The sequence below is a fragment of the Streptomyces sp. NPDC093586 genome, assembly GCF_044764905.1.
Classification (GTDB): domain Bacteria; phylum Actinomycetota; class Actinomycetes; order Streptomycetales; family Streptomycetaceae; genus Streptomyces.
The window spans coordinates 132,032-149,257 of sequence record NZ_JBIWJA010000009.1; the positions used below are offsets into that span (position 1 = coordinate 132,032).

Consider the following 17,226-nt stretch of genomic DNA (forward strand, 5'->3'; position numbering starts at 1 on the left):
CGGCTTCGTCGTGTTCGAGGCGAACAGAGGCCCTACTGCTGCTCCGGCCGGTCACCGCCCTGCTCGCGCCCGAAACCGAGCCTGTCCTCGGCCTGCTGCTGCGCGGCGTCGACCTGCTTCTCGTACTTGCCGCCGGTCCTCTGGTTGACCTGGCGTTCGGCGGTGTCGGACATCTTCCGGGAACGGTCCTTGTCCTTGCCGGCCATGCTCTTCATCTTGTCGAGGAAGCCCATGCGGCACTCCTTCCGGGACGTGACTCACTCTCGACGGTACGACGGATATGTCCCGCATGCCCACTGAGGCCCCCTATGGTCTGAACCTCTGTCTCGCTACGGTGGTGTCGGCGAACAGCGAGGAGAGGGGCGCGCATGAGGCGGCGCAGCAGGATCCGTACCGCAGGGGCCGCGGTCGCGGCACTGACCCTGGCCCTGGTCACCGGGTGCGAGAGCCTCGAGGGCGACGGGACCTCGTCGTCGGACGGCGGCAGCGAGGCGCCGGCCGCTGGGCACGCCGCCAGCCCGCTGCGCAATCCCGACGGCACGCGCCCCGGCCTCGCCCCGGTCACGGGCGACGCCGACCGGGCCGCGGCACGCAAGCTCATCGAGAGTCTGAAGACCAAGGGGCGCGGCCCCAAGACCGGTTACGACCGGGACGAGTTCGGCTACGCCTGGATGGACACCGCCGACGGGGTGCCGCTGGCGAGGAACGGCTGCGACACCCGCAACGACGTGCTGCGGCGCGACGGGCAGGACGTGCGCTTCCGTTCGGGCTCGAACTGCGTGGTCGTCGCCATGACACTGCACGACCCGTACACCGGCACGACGATCGAGTGGCGCAAGCAGAAGGCGAGCGAGGTCCAGATCGACCACGTCGTGCCGCTGTCGTACAGCTGGCAGCTGGGCTCCTCGCGCTGGCCGGAGAACAAGCGCGAGCGACTGGCCAACGACCCGCTCAACCTGCTTCCCGTCGAGGGCCGGGCCAACTCGGCCAAGAGCGACTCCGGGCCCGCCACCTGGCTGCCCCCGAGCAAGGGCGTCCGGTGCGCGTACGCCGTCCGGTTCGCCCAGGTCGCCGTCAAGTACGAACTGGCGGTGACCGCACCGGACCGGGAGGCGATGCTGCGGCAGTGCGGCGGCTGAGCCGGTCCGCGCGTCCTCAGCCGCCCAGTGCGTCCAGGTCCACGATCTTGCCGGCGGGCGCCTTCGCGGTCACCGGCTCGTCGTACGCGCTGAAGGTCATGGTGCCGGGGTCCTTCTCGGACGCGCTGTCGAAGCGCAGCAGGTACGGCTTGCCCTCGGCGGCGACGTACAGCGTGTTGCGGTCCGCGCCGTCCTTCTCGCGCAGGACGATCGCGGGCGTGCCGCCGACGGTGGTGGTCTCGCCGCGCGTCACGTCCTGGCCGGCGACCTCCGTGTCGTCCAGCATCGCGTCCAGGTCGCAGAAGCTCGTCATGTCCTTGGCGTCCTGACCGGTGGCGGACATCTTGGTCCACCGGTCGGCCAGCATCGCCACGGCCGCGTCGGTGTCGGCAGCCGGCTCGCCCTCGCTCTGGGCGCGCAGGAACCGCTCGTCGTACTTCATGTAGAGCGTGCCGCCGGTCTTGATCACCTCGGCCTTGCCCTGGCCGTCCATGCTCACCGTGCCGGCGCACGCGCCCTGCCGGTCCATGGCCATGTCGATCCGGATGGTGCCGTCGCTCTCGTCGTCGGGGACGTCACCGGTCACGCGCAGCGAACGCGCCCCGGTGGTGGCTTTGGTGGCCCGGTCGGCGATCTGCGCCCCGGTCAGTCCGGCGAAGGGTTCCGTGGGCGTGGCCGCCGGTGCCGGCTTCGAGGCGGATGCGGAGGCCGATGCGTCGGCACCGGCGGACCCGCCGCCGTCGCCCTGACCGGACTGGCAGCCGGTGAGGGCGGCGGTGGCCGCCGCGGCGAGGAGGGCGGCGGTGAACGCGGTGCGACGGGCGTGACGGGTGTGCAGGGTGTGACGGCGCATGGAGGATTTCCCGGGTTTTCGGTGAGCGGTGGAGCGGTGAGCGGTCGATCGGCGGACAGGGGGGAACGGCGCACGGTGAGCGGCGTGCGCGTGAGGTGAGCGGCGTGCGTGCCGGTGGCGCGGTGGCGCCCGTCAGAACTCGCCGTTGCCGAGGAGCTCGCCCTCGGCGTCATAGACGGTGACGAGGCCGTTCTCGCTGTCCTTCCAGTCGGCGAACGCGGAGGCGATCAGCTTGGCGGCGCCCTCACCCTCGCCCATGATGCCGCCGGTGAAGTCGGTGTAGACGTCGGCGGTGTCGAGGATGTCGTTCTGCTCGTCCGCGCCCTGGACCTTGGTGACGTGGGAGACGGCCTTCTTCTCCGTCGCCGTCCCGTTCTTCTGCACGAACGCCTTGAACTGGTCGGCCTGGGAAGCCTTCTCGACCGCCTTGTCCTCGGCGGGCTTCTTCTCCTCGGCCTGCTCGGCGTCGGACGAGCCGCCCGAGGACGAGCCGCCCGAGGACGCGTCGCCGGGCTTCGCGGCGGCGCCGGCCGAGGTCCGGCCGTCGCTCTTGCCGCCGCCGTCCCCGTCGTCGCCGCCGTTCGCCGAGACGGCTCCGATGACGACGATCCCCACGACGGCGCCCAGCGCGATCTTGCCCTTCATGCCCATGGCTGTGTCCCCTCCCGTGCGGCGACCGCCTCCTGTAGACGACCGCTCGTTGGCGAGGTCAATGAGAACAGAAGCTGTGAATCGAGTCAACCAAGTTCACGGCGCCGAACGCGTACACGCCCGTGAATACGTCGATCCACACCCCTCGGTATGCTCGTCACCACACAGGGACGAGGGGAGCCGTGCGGGTGCAGGACAACGCGACAGAAGTGACCGCCGCCGGAATCGCACGGCTCGCCGGTGTCGGCCGCGCGGCCGTGAGCAACTGGCGCCGCCGCCACGCCGACTTCCCCAAGCCCGTCGGCGGCACCGAGACCAGCCCCTCCTTCGCCCTCGCCGAGGTCGAGGAATGGCTGCGCGCCCAGGGCAAACTCGCCGAGGTCCCCCTGCGCGAACGCGTCTGGCAGCAACTCGCCGGCCACCCCGAGGGACCGGTCACCGCCCTCACCCACGCCGGCTGCGTCCTCCTGCTCATCCACGACCGCCCCACCGACTGGCTGGACATGAGCGCCGGCTCCGACGAGCGCCTCGCCGCCCTGCTGCCCGCCGCACTCGACCAGGTGCTCACCCCCCGCTTCGGCACCGGCCGCGACCGCACCGTCGCCACCCCGGACGGCCCCCGGCTGCTCCCCTCCGCGCCCCTCCTGCGCGGAGCCGCCGAACTCGCCGCGGCCCAGGGCGCACGGCAGACCTACGAGTTCCTGCTCGGCCGGCACCTCGACGCCAACCCGCGGCACTACACCCTCACCCCCGCCCCCCTCGCCGAGCTGATGGCCGAACTCGCCGGCCCCGCCCGGACGGTGCTCGACCCGGCCTGCGGCACCGGCACCCTGCTCCGCGCGGCCGACGCCCGGCCCGGCCAGGAGCGGTACGGCCAGGACAGCGCCCCCGAACTGGCCGCGCTCACCGGACTGCGGCTCGCCCTGAGCACGACGGCCGCCGTACGCATCGCCGCCGGCGACACCCTGCGCGCGGACGCCTTCCCCGAGCTGCGCGCCGACGCCGTCCTGTGCCACCCACCGTTCAACGAGCGCAACTGGGGACACGACGAACTCGCCTACGACACCCGCTGGGAGTACGGTTTCCCGGCCCGCACCGAGTCCGAGCTGGCCTGGGTGCAGCACGCCCTCGCCCGCCTGACGGACGGCGGCACGGCCGTGCTCCTCATGCCGCCCGCCGCCGCCTCCCGCCGCTCCGGCCGCCGCATCCGCGCCGACCTGCTGCGCCGCGGCGCGCTGCGCGCCGTCGTCGCCCTGCCCCTCGGCGCGGCACCCCCGTACAACATCCCGCTCCACCTGTGGGTGCTGCGCCGGCCCGAGAAGGCGCCCGCGCAGCCGGAGGTACTGCTCGCCGACGCGGGGCAGTTCGCCGGCGAGGGGCGCGGCGGACCGGACTGGCGGGCCGTACGGGAGGCCGTGCGCGGCGCGTGGCGGGACTTCGACCGCGCCGGACACCTCGACGAACGCCCGGGCCTGGCCCGCTCCCTGCCCGTCATCGACCTCCTCGACGACGACGTCGACCTCGCCCCGGCCCGCCACCTGCCGCCGCCCACCGCCGCCGACGGCGCCGAACAGCTCACGGACGTACGCGAACGCCTCGGCGAGACCCTGCGCCTGGCCGCCGACCTCACCCCGCCCCCCGCCGCCACCGCACCGGCCGCCCCCCGCTGGCCCCTCACCACCGTCGGCGAACTCTCCCGCGGCGGCGCCCTGACGATGCGCACCGGCACCAACGGCGGCCACGCGCGCGTACCCGTCCTCACCGACCTCGACGTCCTCGCCGGCACCGCCCCCTCCGGCACCCTCCCGGAGAGCGACGAGGAACCCCTGCTCACCGAGGCCGGGGACGTCGTCCTGCCGATCCTCGGCGGCGACCCCGTCACCCGCGTCGTCGACGACGCCACCGCCGGTGCCGCCCTGGGCCGCCACCTCGTCCTGCTGCGCCCCGACCCGGCCGCCCTGGACCCCTGGTTCCTCGCCGGATTCCTGCGCGGCACCGCCAACAACCGCCAGGCCAGCAGCTACGCGTCCACCGCCACCCGCCTCGACGTGCGCCGCCTCCAGCTCCCCCGGCTCCCGCTCGACGCCCAGCGCCGCTACGGCGCCCGCTTCCGCGCCCTCGATGACTTCGAACGGGCGCTCAGGCACGCGGGCCGCCTCGGCGAGCAGCTCGTACGCGGCATGTACGACGGCCTGACCGACGGCACGGTCACCCCCGACTGACGCCCCGCGCGCGGGAAGCGACCAGCACGACAACGGTTCGGTACAACCCGGGGCCGGTTGTCCTTGTCGGCCTATACGCTCGGACTCGGCACATACGCCCGCACCCGTCAGGAATCCAGGAGCAGCCATGCACGGCCACGGCTACGCGCCGCCCACGCCGAAGCCCCCCTCGACCGGGGTGCTGGTCGTGCTGCGCGTGATCTTCGTGGCGATCGCGCTCCTCAGCATCGGCTTCCTGGCCTGGGTGGCGCCGCTCCGCGCGGCGATCGTGACGCGCAGGCCCGCCGACTGGTGGTTCTTCGGGGGCACGTTGGTGGTCCTCGGCACCAGCTTCGCCCTGATCGGCACCGACGACACCGACGACCTCAGCACTCCGAACGGCACCGCGGGCATGATCATCCTGCTGCTGAACGCCGCGGCCTGCGTCGCTCACTACCTCTACGCGGACATACGCCACTTCCACCGGCTCCACCGGGCCCACGCGGTGCAGCCGCCGATGACACCGGCCTACGGATACCCGCAGCCCGCGCCGCCGTTCACCGCGACGGCCGCACCCGGCATGCCGCAACCCCCGTACACCGCACCCCCGATGCCCTACGCACCCGTGCCCCAGCAGCCCGTGCCCACCCCCGCCCCGCCGCCGCACACCCCCGCCCCCGCCCGCATCGACCAGGTCCGCGCCGAACTCGACGAACTCAGCGACTACCTCCGCCGACACGACGGCAACGGCAACGGCAACCACGAGAGCGCGAGGTGACCGTGGCGACGGGACGTGTCGTCGCCGGCCGCTACGAACTGTCCACGCTCATCGGACAGGGCGGCATGGGACAGGTCTGGACGGCGTACGACCAGCGGCTCGACCGGCGCGTCGCGGTGAAGCTGCTGCGCCCCGACAAGGTGGCCGGCCAGGAGGCCGACGAACTGCGCCGCCGGTTCGTGCGCGAATGCCGGGTGACCGCACAGGTCGACCACCCCGGCCTCGTCACCGTGCACGACGCGGGCAGCGAGGGCGAGGAACTGTTCCTCGTCATGCAGTACGTCGACGGCGCCGACCTCTCCGACCACCTCGCCGAGCACGACCCCTACCCCTGGCAGTGGGCCGTCGCGGTCGCCGCCCAGCTGTGCGCCGTCCTCAGCGCCGTGCACGCCGTGCCGATCGTCCACCGCGACCTCAAGCCGCGCAACGTGATGGTGAAGCAGGACGGCACCGTCACCGTCCTCGACCTCGGCGTCGCCTCCGTCATGGACGCCGACACCACCCGCCTCACCCACACCGGCACCCCCATAGGCTCGCCCGCCTACATGGCACCCGAGCAGGCGATGGGCGGCGCCGTCGGCCCCTACACCGACCTGTACGCCCTCGGCGTCCTCCTGCACGAACTCCTCAGCGGCGACGTCCCCTTCGCCGGCTCCACCGCCCTCGGCGTGCTCCACCGCCACCTGTACGAGCCGCCGCTGCCCGTGCGCCGCATCCGCCCCGAGGTCCCCGAAGCCCTCGAAGCCCTCGTCCTGCGCCTGCTCGCCAAGGACCCGCAGCACCGCCCCGCCTCCGCCCAGGAGGTCTACGAACACCTCGCACTGCTGCTGCCCGCACGCTCCATGCCCACCGGCGGCCCCCTCGACCCCACCCGCCCCTTCGTCCGCCCGCACGCCCCCTGGCCCGACCGCGCCCGCACCCCCGCACCGCGACCCGCCCCGGCGGCCCCCGTCGCCGAGGCCGGGAAACCGGACGTCGCCCGCGCCGTCGACGACGTCAAGCGCCTCCTCGGCGAGGGCCGCATCACCCAGGCCGTCGACATCCTCGGCGCGATCCTGCCCGCCGCCGCCGAACAGCACGGCGAGCGCTCCCCGGTCGTGCGCACCCTGCGCAAGCAGTACGCCGCCACCCTCATGGACGACGGCCAGTACCGCCGCGCCCTGCCCGAACTGCGCCGCCTCGCCGACGAACGCGCCGCCGAGGCCGGCCAGGCCGACCCGCAGTCCCTGCGCCACCGCTACGACGCCGCCCAGTGCCTGGAACAGCTCGGCGAACCGGCCGCCGCCCTCGCCGAGTACCGCGCCCTGCTGCCGTACTACGAGAACCAGTACGTCGCCGGCGACCCCGACCTCGCCCACGACGTCCGCCGCCGCATCGGCCACCTCCTCCTCGCCCTCGGCGACCGCGCCGCCGCCCACGAGACCCTGGCCCGGCTCCTGCACGACCTGGAGCGCGTCCACGGCCCCGGGCACCCCCTCGCGGCCGAGGTCCGGCGCACCCTCCAGTGGCTCGGCCAGGTACGCGGCTGACCACCGTCACCCCGGTCGGGGCGCGGCGGTGCCCGAAGCCCGCGTGAATCGTTGGTCGAATGGGTTGGCCAAAGCCGGGCCACTGCCTACCATCGATCACCGCAAGACTTTGTGCACCGTCGCACAATCTCCAACGGGAGGTTTCCTTGCACCGCCGCCGTCGCACCGCGCTCCTCCTCACCGCCGCGATCGCCGCCGCGGCACCCCTGCTCACCGCCTGCGGGAACGACGCGCATCCCGGTGCGGCCGCCGTCGTCGGCGACCAGCGGATCACCGTCGCCCAACTGGAGCACCGGGTCGACGAGGTACGCGACGCGCAGCGGGCCGCCGTCCCGGACGAGACCCAGTACCAGCAGGTCGTCGCCCGCACCGGCACCCTCACCCGCGACACCCTGCACGGCATGGTCCTCGACCGGGTACTGCACCGCGCCGCCCAGGACGCCGGCGTGACCGTCACCCGCAAGGAGGTCCAGCGGATGCGCGCCGGTCTGGAGCAGCAGGCCGGCGGCGCCAAGCAGCTGGAGGCCGCCTGGCTCCAGCAGTACGGCGTCGCCCCCGAGCGCCTCGACGACAACCTGCGCATCCAGCTGGAGGCCCAGAAGCTCGCCGGGCACCTCGGCACCGACACCAGCCGCCCCGAGTTCTGGCAGGCCCTGTCCAAGGCCTCCCGGCAGCTCGGCGTCGACCTCAACCCCCGCTACGGCACCTGGGACGTCCAGAAGAGCAGCCGCGTAGACGCCAGGACGCCCTGGGTGCGCGAGGTCACGGCGGCCGGGCCCCCGCAGACGGCGTAACGGTTCCGCGCGGGCCGCCCCGGGGACGACCCGCGGCACCGCCGACGGCGTGCGTTACGTTCGGACCGTGAACGCAACCAGCGCCGACCCCGCTCACGGCACCACCCCCGACCCGGGCCGCATCGTCCTGCTCACCACCAGCCACCGCGTCGCCCCCGGCCTGCTGTCCTGGCCCGCCTGGCAGGCCCTGCGCACGGCCGACCGCGTGCTGTGCGCCGACGCCGCCCACCCGCAGCTGCCCTACCTGCGCGAGGCGGGCATACGGGTCGACGAAGCGTCCCCGGCCGCCGAGGAACTGCTCGCCGCCTGCACCGGCGGCCGCACCGTGGTCGTCGTCGCGACCGGCGAGGGCGAACCGGCCCTCACCGACGGACTGGCCCGCCTCGCCGGCTCCGGCCGCCTCGCCATGCCCGAGCTGGAACTGCTCCCCGCCTCCTACGACCTGCCGGGCGCCCGCCTCCTGGATCTCGTCCAGGTCATGGACCGCATCCGCGCCGAATGCCCCTGGTCCTCGCAGCGCACCCACAAGGGCCTGGCCAAGTACGCCATCGAGGAGGCCTACGAACTCGTCGAGGCCATCGAGGACGGCGACCGCGACGAACTGCGCGAGGAACTGGGCGACGTCCTCCTCCAGGTCGTCTTCCACGCCCGCATCGCCGAGGAGGACACCGAGGCGCCGTTCTCGATCGACGACGTGGCGGCCGGCATCGTCGCCAAGCTCGTCCACCGCCACCCGCACGTCTTCGGCGACGCGACCGCGACCACGCCGGAGGAGGTCAGGGAGCACTGGCTGCGCACCAAGGCGGTGGAGAAGCAGCGCGCCTCGGTCACCGAGGGCGTCCCCCTCGGCCAGCCCGGACTGGCCCTCGCCGCCAAGCTGGCCTCCCGGGTCCGCACGGCGGGCCTGGAGGTGCCGCTCCCGCGGGGCGAGGGCATCGGCTACGAACTCCTCGCCCTGGCGGCCCGCGCCGAGTCCGAGGGCACGGACCCGGAAGCGGCCCTGCGGGCGGCGGCCCGGGCCTACCGGGACGCGATCAGGAAGGTCGAGGGATGACCGGCCGGCCCGTCCCCGACCGCCCGGCTCCCGAGCTGTTCACCTGGGAGTTCGCGAGCGACCCCTACCCCGCCTACGCCTGGCTGCGCGAGCACGCCCCGGTGCACCGGACGACGCTGCCCAGCGGCGTGGAGGCCTGGCTGGTCACCCGGTACGCCGACGCCCGGCAGGCCCTCGCCGACCAGCGGCTGTCCAAGAACCCGGCGCACCACGACGAGCCCGCGCACGCCAGGGGCAGGACCGGCATCCCGGGCGAGCGCAAGGCCGAGCTGATGACGCATCTGCTCAACATCGACCCGCCGGACCACACCCGGCTGCGCCGGCTGGTCAGCAAGGCGTTCACGCCGCGCCGCGTCGCCGAGTTCGCGCCCCGGGTGCAGGAGCTCGCCGACGACCTGATCGACCGGTTCGCCGCCACCGGCTCCGCCGACCTCATCCACGAATTCGCCTTCCCCCTGCCCATCTACGCCATCTGCGACCTGCTCGGCGTCCCCCGCGAGGACCAGGACGACTTCCGGGACTGGGCGGGCATGATGATCCGCCACGGAAACCAGGCGGCCGGCGGCCGAAGGCCGTCGTCCGATGAGGGCGGTGGTGGGAGACGGGCGGGCGGCTCCCGGGGCGGTGTCGCACGGTCGGTGAAGAAGATGCGGGGCTACCTCGCCGACCTCATCCACCGCAAGCGCGCCGCGCTGCCGGCCGAGCCCGGCCCCGGCGAGGACCTCATCTCCGGCCTCATCCGCGCCTCCGACCACGGCGAGCACCTCACCGAGAACGAGGCCGCGGCCATGGCCTTCATCCTGCTGTTCGCCGGCTTCGAGACCACGGTCAACCTCATCGGCAACGGCACGTACGCCCTGCTCACCCACCCCGAGGAACGGGCCCGCCTCCAGGCGTCCCTCGCCGTCGGCGAGCGCGGCCTGCTGGAGACCGGCGTCGAGGAACTCCTCCGCTACGACGGCCCCGTGGAACTCGCCACCTGGCGCTTCGCCACCGAGGCGCTCACCATCGGCGGGCAGGACATCGCCCCCGGGGACCCGGTCCTCGTCGTCCTGGCCGCCGCCGACCGGGACCCGGAGCGGTTCACCGACCCGGACACCCTGGACCTCTCCCGCCGGGACAGCCAGCACCTCGGGTACGGCCACGGCATCCACTACTGCCTCGGCGCGCCGCTCGCCCGGCTGGAGGGGCAGACCGCGCTCGCCACGCTCCTCACCCGTCTCCCGGACCTGGCCCTCGCCGCGGATCCGGCCGAACTGCGCTGGCGCGGCGGGCTCATCATGCGGGGGCTGCGCACCCTCCCGGTGACGTTCACGCCGGTGCCCCCGCCGCCCGGGAACGATCCGTCGCCGATGCAAACGTGACACGCGCTCAGTTCTGTGATCTTCACGTGATCTGTGCGGCATGAACTTGTGACAAGCGATCATCTCCCTATACGTTCACGGATCAGCGTGGCTGCCGAGCACCACTCGCCGCGCCGTCCTCGCTGTCTCGTGAAAGGTCGTCGCATGCTCTCCGGGAACGGTCGTCACCGTCGCCCCCGTCAGGCTCCCGCCCTGGTCGTCGCCGCAGGAGTGACCGGCTCCGCCATCGCGATCCCGCTCCTGGGGGCCACCGGCGCCCACGCGGCCGACGGGACGAACTGGGACCGGGTCGCCGAGTGCGAGACGGGCGGCGCCTGGAGCCAGAACGGCGGCAACGGGTACTACGGCGGCCTGCAGCTGTCCCAGGACGTCTGGGAGCGGTACGGCGGTCTGGGGTACGCGCCGAGCGCCGACCAGGCGAGCCGCTCGCAGCAGATAGCCGTCGCCGAGAAGGTGCTCGCGGACCAGGGCATCGCCGCCTGGCCGACCTGCGGGCTGCTCGCGGGGCTGGGCAGCGGCTCGGGGACCACGTCCGGCGGCACCGGGGCGTCGGGTGACGGGGCGTCGACGGGGAAGAGCGGACCGGGGGCGCCGGGGGCGCCGGGAGCGTCGGGTGCGTCCGAGTCGTCCGGCTTGACCGATTCCACCGAGTCCGGGCCTGAATCGTCCCCTTCGGCGACCCCCTCCCCGTCCCGGTCCGCGTCCCAGGTGCCGTCGCCGTCCGGCTCGGCCACGCCTGACGCCACGTCCGATGGCACGTCGGGCAGTTCCGGCGAAACGGCCAAGTCCGACACGTCCTCCCCGTCCGGTGCTCCGGCCGGCGACGACACGCGGGGGTCCGGCCGCGCGGACGGCGCCGCGCCCAGCGGTGACGAGACGGGCAAGTCGGGGCAGGATGGCGCCATTTCGGGACTCGTCGGCACCGAGGACCCCGCGACCGGCCGGCATCGCGGCGGCAGCGCCGAAGAGGGTGGGGTGGACGGCCGTACGGCCGAGTCGTCGGGGCGTCACGCCTCGCGCGACGGCGACGGCACCCGCGACCTCACGGACGGCTCGTACACCGTCCGTTCGGGCGACAGTCTCTGGGGCATCGCCGACTCCCTTGACCTCGCCGGGGGATGGCCGTCCCTCTACGCCGACAACAAGGACGTCGTCGGTGCCGACCCGGACCACATCCTGCCCGGTCAGACGCTCACCGTCACGGGCGAATCGGGCGAGAACCAGGGCTAGTTCGCGTCACGGTTAGAGGCTGTATGTCCGTTTTGGATCACGTGAGAGATAGGTCTCAGAAGCCGTGATCGTCTTTGAAAATCCGCGGAGCGCGTGTCTACGGTCGTGACCGCTCGCCACCGCGGGCCCCGACCGTCGCAACGCCGAATCCTGCCAGCGGCGGTACGGGAACAGTCGTCGCCTCGAGCGCCGCAGGCAGGAGCGGGGGACCCAGGTAGGTGCCGCACCGGGCAGTCGATCCGGAGCGGCTAGGGGTGAAGCCGAGTTCCGTGAGGGACCCGGCCGGGCAACTCAACCGGCCCGAACCCGACAGCTCACCTCGCAGGCGTCGGTGAGGGGATCAACCATGCTGTTTTCCGGCAAGGGCAAGCATCGTCGTCCGTCCAAGGCCACCCGTGTCATCGCCGTCGCCGGCGTCACCGGTGCCGCCGTCGCCGCCCCGCTGATGGCGGCCGGCAACGCCTCCGCCGCCACCGCGTCCGAGTGGGACGCCGTCGCCCAGTGCGAGTCCGGCGGCAACTGGGCCATCAACACCGGCAACGGTTACTACGGCGGTCTGCAGTTCTCGGCCTCCACCTGGGCCGCCTACGGCGGTACGCAGTACGCCCCGACCGCCGACCGGGCGAGCAAGTCGCAGCAGATCGCGGTCGCCGAGAAGGTGCTCGCGAGCCAGGGCAAGGGTGCCTGGCCGGTCTGCGGCACCGGCCTGTCGGGCGCCGCGTACACCGGCGGTTCCGCCGAGAGCCAGTCCTCCGGCTCCGCGCAGTCCTCCGGCGGCTCCCAGAGCTCGCAGAGCCGGTCCACCGGCTCCACGGCCGAGCGCTCCTCCGAGCAGAGGGCCTCCCGCTCCTCCGAGCGCCCGGCCGCCGAGAAGCAGGCCGAGAAGAAGACCGTCACCCCGAAGAAGACCGTCACCACCCCGACCGGCGAGAAGGTCGAGAAGGGTGACGGCGAGTACAAGGTCGTCGAGGGCGACACGCTCAGCTCGATCGCCACGGAGCAGCACGTCAAGGGTGGCTGGGCGAAGCTGTTCGAGCTGAACGACGACATCGTCGACGACGCCGACCTGATCTACCCGGGCCAGCAGCTGCACCTCAAGTAGGCGACGGCCCGCCCTCAACTCCCGTCCTGGTGCGTGTTCCCCCGTACGCACCAGGGCGGGTTTTTCACGCCCCGGGTGCCGGGGAGGCTTCCCGGGTTTCCGCGAACGGTCTTTGTTCCGTTCGGAAACAATTTACTCTCGGTTCTGTCCAACGGGTGGGTGACCGGCTGGCCGATCGCCCGGAGCCGGTTAGGCTCGTCCCGCAGAGCCGCTGCGGTCCTCGCGGACCCGCGTCACACCGAAGCGTCACATTGAAGAAGGAGATGCTCGTGCCGTCCATCGACGTCGTCGTAGCCCGGGAAATCCTGGACTCCCGAGGCAACCCCACGGTCGAGGTCGAGGTCGGCCTCGACGACGGCAGCACGGGGCGTGCCGCCGTTCCGTCCGGTGCCTCCACCGGTGCCTTCGAGGCCATCGAGCTCCGTGACGGCGACCCCAACCGCTACCAGGGCAAGGGTGTCGAGAAGGCCGTCCTCGCCGTCATCGAGCAGATCGGCCCCGAGCTGGTCGGCTACGACGCCACCGAGCAGCGTCTGATCGACCAGGCCATGTTCGACCTGGACGCCACCGACAACAAGGGCTCGCTGGGCGCCAACGCCATCCTCGGCGTCTCCCTCGCCGTCGCCCACGCCGCCTCCGAGGCCAGCGACCTGCCGCTGTTCCGCTACCTGGGCGGCCCGAACGCGCACCTGCTGCCGGTGCCGATGATGAACATCCTGAACGGCGGCTCGCACGCCGACTCCAACGTGGACATCCAGGAGTTCATGATCGCCCCGATCGGCGCGGAGTCCTTCTCCGAGGCGCTGCGCTGGGGCACCGAGGTCTACCACACCCTCAAGAAGGTGCTGAAGGGCAAGGGCCTGGCCACCGGTCTCGGCGACGAGGGCGGCTTCGCCCCGAACCTCGGCTCCAACCGCGAGGCCCTCGACCTCATCCTCGAGGCCATCAAGGAGGCCGGCTACACCCCGGGCGAGCAGATCGCGCTGGCCCTCGACGTCGCCGCGTCCGAGTTCTACAAGGACGGCTCCTACACCTTCGAGGGCAAGGAGCGCTCGGCCGCCGAGATGACCGAGTACTACGCCGAGCTGGTCGAGGCGTACCCGCTGGTCTCCATCGAGGACCCGCTGTTCGAGGACGACTGGGAGGGCTGGAAGACCATCACCGACAAGCTCGGTGACAAGGTCCAGCTCGTCGGCGACGACCTGTTCGTCACCAACCCGGAGCGCCTGGCCCGCGGTATCGAGGAGGGCGCGGCCAACGCCCTGCTGGTCAAGGTCAACCAGATCGGTTCGCTGACCGAGACCCTGGACGCCGTGGAGCTGGCCCAGCGCAACGGCTTCAAGTGCATGATGTCCCACCGCTCGGGCGAGACCGAGGACGTCACCATCGCCGACCTGGCCGTCGCCACCAACTGCGGCCAGATCAAGACCGGTGCCCCGGCCCGCTCCGAGCGCGTCGCCAAGTACAACCAGCTGCTGCGCATCGAGGAGATCCTCGACGACGCCGCGGTGTACGCCGGCCGCAGCGCCTTCCCGCGGTTCCGCTCCGCGGACCAGTAGGCACAGCGCTCCGCGGACCAGTAGGCACAGCGCTCCGCGGGCCGGCGGGCCCGGCAGGGGCTGACCCGTCCCGCGAGAGGCAGCGTCGTACGTACGTCCCCGTACTCGGTCCCGTACCGTGTGCGGGGACGTACGCACGTATGACGAGCACGAAGGCGGAGGCGGGCACATGGCGGTGAAGGACCGGGACCGTTTCTCCACCGCGACCAGGATCCGGATCATCGGGGAGCAGACCGCGGCCCGGGTCTACCGCTCGCAGACCAGGCGCCAGGCCCGCCGTTCCCGCCTGACCGGCCGGGCGGCGCTGCTCGCGATGGTGCTGTGCTCGCTCGTCGTGGCGCTCGCCTACCCGATACGGCAGTACGTCGCCCAGCGCGCGGAGATCGCCGACCTGCGCGAGGAGCAGGCGCGGACCCGGCAGCGGGTGGAGGACCTGCGCGACCTCAAGGCACGATGGCAGGACGACGCGTACGCCGAGCAGCAGATCCGTCTGCGGCTGCACTACGTGATGCCGGGGGAGACGGGGTTCATCGTCGTCGACCCGCACGCGGCCGAGCAGTCGCGCGCCGACGTCGGTGCGGCGGACCGTCCCTGGTACCGGAACGTGTGGGACGGGGTCGACAAGGCCGACGCCGCCGCCCACCGGCAGTGACTCAACAGGAAGACCAGCAGAAGACAGTCATGCAGACTCCCCCGCCGACCACTCCGCGCACCGAGCCCACCGACGCGGACGTGGCGGCCTTCAAGCAGCAGCTCGGGCGCCCTCCGCGCGGCCTGCGCGCCATCGCGCACCGCTGCCCCTGCGGTCAGCCGGACGTCGTGGAGACGGCGCCGCGGCTGCCCGACGGCACGCCGTTCCCCACGCTGTACTACCTGACGTGCCCGAAGGCGGCCTCCGCGATCGGCACGCTGGAGGCGAACGGCGTGATGAAGGAGATGACCGAGCGCCTCGCCGCCGACCCGGAGCTGGCCGACGCCTACCGGGCGGCGCACGAGGACTACATCCGGCGGCGCGACGAGATCGAGGAGCTGACCGGCTTCCCGAGCGCGGGCGGCATGCCGGACCGGGTGAAGTGCCTGCACGTGCTGGTGGCCCACTCGCTGGCGGCCGGTCCGGGGGTCAACCCGCTGGGCGACGAGGCGATCGCGATGCTGCCCGAGTGGTGGCGCAAGGGGCCGTGCGTGACGGTCTCCGAGACGTGCGGGGAGGACGGCAAGTGACCCGTGTCGCCGCCATCGACTGCGGTACGAACTCCATCCGGCTCCTGGTGGCCGACGCGGACCCGGCGACGGGCGAGCTGACCGACCTGGACCGGCGCATGACCATCGTGCGGCTGGGGCAGGGCGTGGACCGCACCGGGCGGCTGGCGCCCGAGGCGCTGGAGCGGACCTTCGCCGCCTGCCGCGAGTACGCGGAGATCATCAAGGGGCACGGGGCGGAGCGGCTGCGCTTCGTGGCGACCTCCGCCTCCCGGGACGCGGAGAACCGGGACGAGTTCGTGCAGGGGGTGCTGGACATCCTCGGCGTGGAGCCGGAGGTCATCTCCGGCGACCAGGAGGCCGAGTTCTCCTTCACGGGCGCGACGAAGGAGCTGACGGGCCGTGCGGATCTCGCCAGGCCCTACCTGGTCGTGGACATCGGCGGCGGCTCGACCGAGTTCGTCGTCGGCGACGACCACGTGCGGGCCGCCCGTTCCGTGGACGTCGGCTGCGTCCGGATGACGGAGCGGCACCTGGTCCGCGACGGCGTGGTGAGCGATCCGCCGTCGGAGGAGCGGATCGCGGCCGTACGGGCCGACGTCGAGGCGGCCCTGGACCTCGCCGAGCGGTCCGTGCCGCTGCGCGAGGCGCGCACGCTGGTGGGGCTGGCGGGCTCCGTGACGACGGTGTCGGCGATCGCGCAGGAGCTGCCGGAGTACGACTCGGCCGCCATCCACCACTCCCGGATCTCCCGCGACCGGGTCCGCGAGATCACCGACTGGCTGCTGCGCTCCACCCACGCCGAACGCGCCGCGGTGCCCTCGATGCACCCCGGTCGCGTCGACGTGATCGGGGCGGGGGCGCTGGTGCTCCTGGCGATCATGGAGCGGACGGGCGCGGAGGAGGTCGTCGTGAGCGAGCACGACATCCTCGACGGGATCGCGTGGTCGGTGGCCTGACGGGCGGCGGCGGGCGGCTTCTCGGGGCGTCCCGGCGGCCGGTCGGCGCACCGTCGCCGGCCACGGCTTCGCCCGCCTCGGGGGTCGGCGGTCCCTCGTCCGGCGTCGAGGGCGTCCGCGCGTGTGCTTCCGGCCCCGAGCGATCGTTGCGGCCGGTTACGGTGGTGCGATGTTCGAAGGAAGATCGGTAAGGCTGCGCGCGCTGGACGCCAAGGACGCGGAGCACCATCTCCGGTGGCGCAACGACCCGGAGGTGGTGCGCTGGGCCGCGGCCGGTGACCCCTGTTTCGGCCCGGTCACGGCGGAGGCGCTCGCTCTCGGCTTCGACACCATGCTGCGCCTGTCCCCGAGGGAGTCGGCCGTGTTCACGGTCGAGGACCTGGCGGACGGACGGGTGATAGGCATGGCCGACTACCGGGACCTGGACCCGTACGCCGGAGTGGCCACGCTGGGCGTCACCATCGGCGAGCGCGAGTTCTGGGGGCGCGGCCACGGCAGTGACGCGCTGCGGCTGCTCGTGGACCACCTGTTCGGCGCGTACGGCCTGAGCCGCCTGGAGCTGGACACCTGGAGCGGCAACGAGCGCGCCGTGCGCGCCTTCACCGGGCTGGGCTTCCGTGAAGAAGGCCGCCGCCGGTCGGCGGTGCTGGTGGAGGGGCAGCGCTACGACCGCGTGCTCTTCGGGATGCTCCGCGAGGAGTGGGCGAACGCCGCGTGACGCGGTGGACGGTCTTCCGGGGGGCGCGTGCGGGGATGGGAACGGGGGCGTCCGGCTGCCGCGGCCGCCCCCGGGTGAGCGGCCGGAACAACGGA

At 72.9% G+C, this 17,226-nt stretch carries 17 protein-coding genes and 1 riboswitch; of the genes, 14 read left to right on the plus strand and 3 right to left on the minus strand.

From position 1 onward, the window contains the following. Positions 1 to 32: 32 nt before the first annotated feature. The gene (locus ACIRFH_RS12760) at positions 33 to 233 is read right to left on the minus strand and encodes an antitoxin (protein WP_403519709.1); all 201 of its coding nucleotides are present in this window, start codon (positions 231 to 233) and stop codon (positions 33 to 35) included. Positions 234 to 368: 135 nt separating this feature from the next. On the opposite strand from ACIRFH_RS12760, the gene ACIRFH_RS12765 reads away from it, so the two are divergent. Next, a complete protein-coding gene (locus tag ACIRFH_RS12765; protein ID WP_403519711.1) occupies positions 369 to 1,139 on the plus strand; it encodes an HNH endonuclease family protein in 771 nt (256 codons plus the stop codon). Between the two features lie 16 nt (positions 1,140 to 1,155). On the opposite strand, the gene ACIRFH_RS12770 is transcribed toward ACIRFH_RS12765, so the two are convergent. Both ACIRFH_RS12770 and ACIRFH_RS12775 read right to left on the minus strand, forming a co-directional pair. Beyond that, a complete protein-coding gene (locus ACIRFH_RS12770; RefSeq protein ID WP_403519713.1) occupies positions 1,156 to 1,992 on the minus strand; it encodes a hypothetical protein in 837 nt (278 codons plus the stop codon). A gap of 132 nt (positions 1,993 to 2,124) precedes the next feature. Further along, complete coding sequence (locus ACIRFH_RS12775) at positions 2,125 to 2,643, minus strand: hypothetical protein (RefSeq protein WP_403519714.1); 519 nt, start codon at positions 2,641 to 2,643, stop codon at positions 2,125 to 2,127. Positions 2,644 to 2,831: 188 nt separating this feature from the next. Here ACIRFH_RS12775 and ACIRFH_RS12780 point away from each other — a divergent pair, with 188 nt between their 5' ends. From ACIRFH_RS12780 to ACIRFH_RS12840, 13 genes are all read left to right on the plus strand, one after another. Next, on the plus strand, positions 2,832 to 4,865 hold the full coding sequence (locus tag ACIRFH_RS12780) for an N-6 DNA methylase (protein ID WP_403519716.1): 2,034 nt from the start codon (positions 2,832 to 2,834) through the stop codon (positions 4,863 to 4,865). A 127-nt stretch (positions 4,866 to 4,992) separates the two neighbouring features. Then, positions 4,993 to 5,622: a hypothetical protein gene (locus tag ACIRFH_RS12785; protein WP_403519717.1), complete on the plus strand. Its 630-nt coding sequence runs from the start codon at positions 4,993 to 4,995 to the stop codon at positions 5,620 to 5,622. A 38-nt stretch (positions 5,623 to 5,660) separates the two neighbouring features. Then, a complete protein-coding gene (pkaE, locus tag ACIRFH_RS12790; protein WP_403519845.1) occupies positions 5,661 to 7,151 on the plus strand; it encodes a serine/threonine protein kinase PkaE in 1,491 nt (496 codons plus the stop codon). Between the two features lie 146 nt (positions 7,152 to 7,297). Continuing rightward, positions 7,298 to 7,945, plus strand: a complete 648-nt coding sequence (locus tag ACIRFH_RS12795; RefSeq protein ID WP_403519719.1) for a SurA N-terminal domain-containing protein — start codon at positions 7,298 to 7,300, stop codon at positions 7,943 to 7,945. 67 nt (positions 7,946 to 8,012) lie between these two features. Next, a complete protein-coding gene (locus tag ACIRFH_RS12800; RefSeq protein WP_403519721.1) occupies positions 8,013 to 8,999 on the plus strand; it encodes a nucleoside triphosphate pyrophosphohydrolase in 987 nt (328 codons plus the stop codon). Beyond that, positions 8,996 to 10,363, plus strand: coding sequence for a cytochrome P450 (locus ACIRFH_RS12805; protein WP_403519723.1), 1,368 nt, complete (start codon positions 8,996 to 8,998; stop codon positions 10,361 to 10,363). Before ACIRFH_RS12800 ends, ACIRFH_RS12805 begins: the two co-directional genes overlap by 4 nt. Positions 10,364 to 10,507: 144 nt before the next feature. Beyond that, a complete protein-coding gene (locus tag ACIRFH_RS12810; RefSeq protein WP_403519725.1) occupies positions 10,508 to 11,593 on the plus strand; it encodes a transglycosylase family protein in 1,086 nt (361 codons plus the stop codon). A 177-nt stretch (positions 11,594 to 11,770) separates the two neighbouring features. Continuing rightward, positions 11,771 to 11,936, plus strand: a riboswitch (cyclic di-AMP (ydaO/yuaA leader). 3 nt (positions 11,937 to 11,939) lie between these two features. After that, entirely contained in the window at positions 11,940 to 12,695 is a 756-nt protein-coding gene (locus tag ACIRFH_RS12815; RefSeq protein WP_403519727.1) for a transglycosylase family protein, read from the plus strand. Between the two features lie 269 nt (positions 12,696 to 12,964). Then, positions 12,965 to 14,254: a phosphopyruvate hydratase gene (gene eno / locus ACIRFH_RS12820; RefSeq protein WP_403519729.1), complete on the plus strand. Its 1,290-nt coding sequence runs from the start codon at positions 12,965 to 12,967 to the stop codon at positions 14,252 to 14,254. Between the two features lie 169 nt (positions 14,255 to 14,423). Next, positions 14,424 to 14,906, plus strand: coding sequence for a septum formation initiator family protein (locus tag ACIRFH_RS12825; RefSeq protein WP_403519731.1), 483 nt, complete (start codon positions 14,424 to 14,426; stop codon positions 14,904 to 14,906). A gap of 29 nt (positions 14,907 to 14,935) precedes the next feature. Continuing rightward, a complete protein-coding gene (locus tag ACIRFH_RS12830) occupies positions 14,936 to 15,475 on the plus strand; it encodes a DUF501 domain-containing protein (RefSeq protein WP_403519733.1) in 540 nt (179 codons plus the stop codon). Continuing rightward, positions 15,472 to 16,413, plus strand: coding sequence for an exopolyphosphatase (locus ACIRFH_RS12835; protein ID WP_403519735.1), 942 nt, complete (start codon positions 15,472 to 15,474; stop codon positions 16,411 to 16,413). Before ACIRFH_RS12830 ends, ACIRFH_RS12835 begins: the two co-directional genes overlap by 4 nt. 169 nt (positions 16,414 to 16,582) lie before the next feature. After that, positions 16,583 to 17,131 carry a GNAT family N-acetyltransferase gene (locus tag ACIRFH_RS12840; protein ID WP_403519737.1) on the plus strand — a complete coding sequence of 183 codons (549 nt, stop codon included), beginning with the start codon at positions 16,583 to 16,585 and terminating at the stop codon, positions 17,129 to 17,131. The last annotated feature ends 95 nt before the right edge of the window (positions 17,132 to 17,226 follow it).

Excerpts from the sequence above, each read along its gene's own strand:
- ACIRFH_RS12775 (WP_403519714.1), bottom strand. The coding sequence starts at position 2,643 with ATGGGCATGAAGGGCAAGATCGCGCTGGGCGCCGTCGTGGGGATCGTC.
- ACIRFH_RS12830 (WP_403519733.1), top strand. The coding sequence starts at position 14,936 with ATGCAGACTCCCCCGCCGACCACTCCGCGCACCGAGCCCACCGACGCG.
- ACIRFH_RS12815 (WP_403519727.1), top strand. The coding sequence starts at position 11,940 with ATGCTGTTTTCCGGCAAGGGCAAGCATCGTCGTCCGTCCAAGGCCACC.
- ACIRFH_RS12840 (WP_403519737.1), top strand. The coding sequence starts at position 16,583 with ATGTTCGAAGGAAGATCGGTAAGGCTGCGCGCGCTGGACGCCAAGGAC.
- ACIRFH_RS12760 (WP_403519709.1), bottom strand. The coding sequence starts at position 233 with ATGGGCTTCCTCGACAAGATGAAGAGCATGGCCGGCAAGGACAAGGAC.
- ACIRFH_RS12805 (WP_403519723.1), top strand. The coding sequence starts at position 8,996 with ATGACCGGCCGGCCCGTCCCCGACCGCCCGGCTCCCGAGCTGTTCACC.
- ACIRFH_RS12770 (WP_403519713.1), bottom strand. The coding sequence starts at position 1,992 with ATGCGCCGTCACACCCTGCACACCCGTCACGCCCGTCGCACCGCGTTC.
- ACIRFH_RS12765 (WP_403519711.1), top strand. The coding sequence starts at position 369 with ATGAGGCGGCGCAGCAGGATCCGTACCGCAGGGGCCGCGGTCGCGGCA.
- ACIRFH_RS12810 (WP_403519725.1), top strand. The coding sequence starts at position 10,508 with ATGCTCTCCGGGAACGGTCGTCACCGTCGCCCCCGTCAGGCTCCCGCC.
- ACIRFH_RS12825 (WP_403519731.1), top strand. The coding sequence starts at position 14,424 with ATGGCGGTGAAGGACCGGGACCGTTTCTCCACCGCGACCAGGATCCGG.
- ACIRFH_RS12785 (WP_403519717.1), top strand. The coding sequence starts at position 4,993 with ATGCACGGCCACGGCTACGCGCCGCCCACGCCGAAGCCCCCCTCGACC.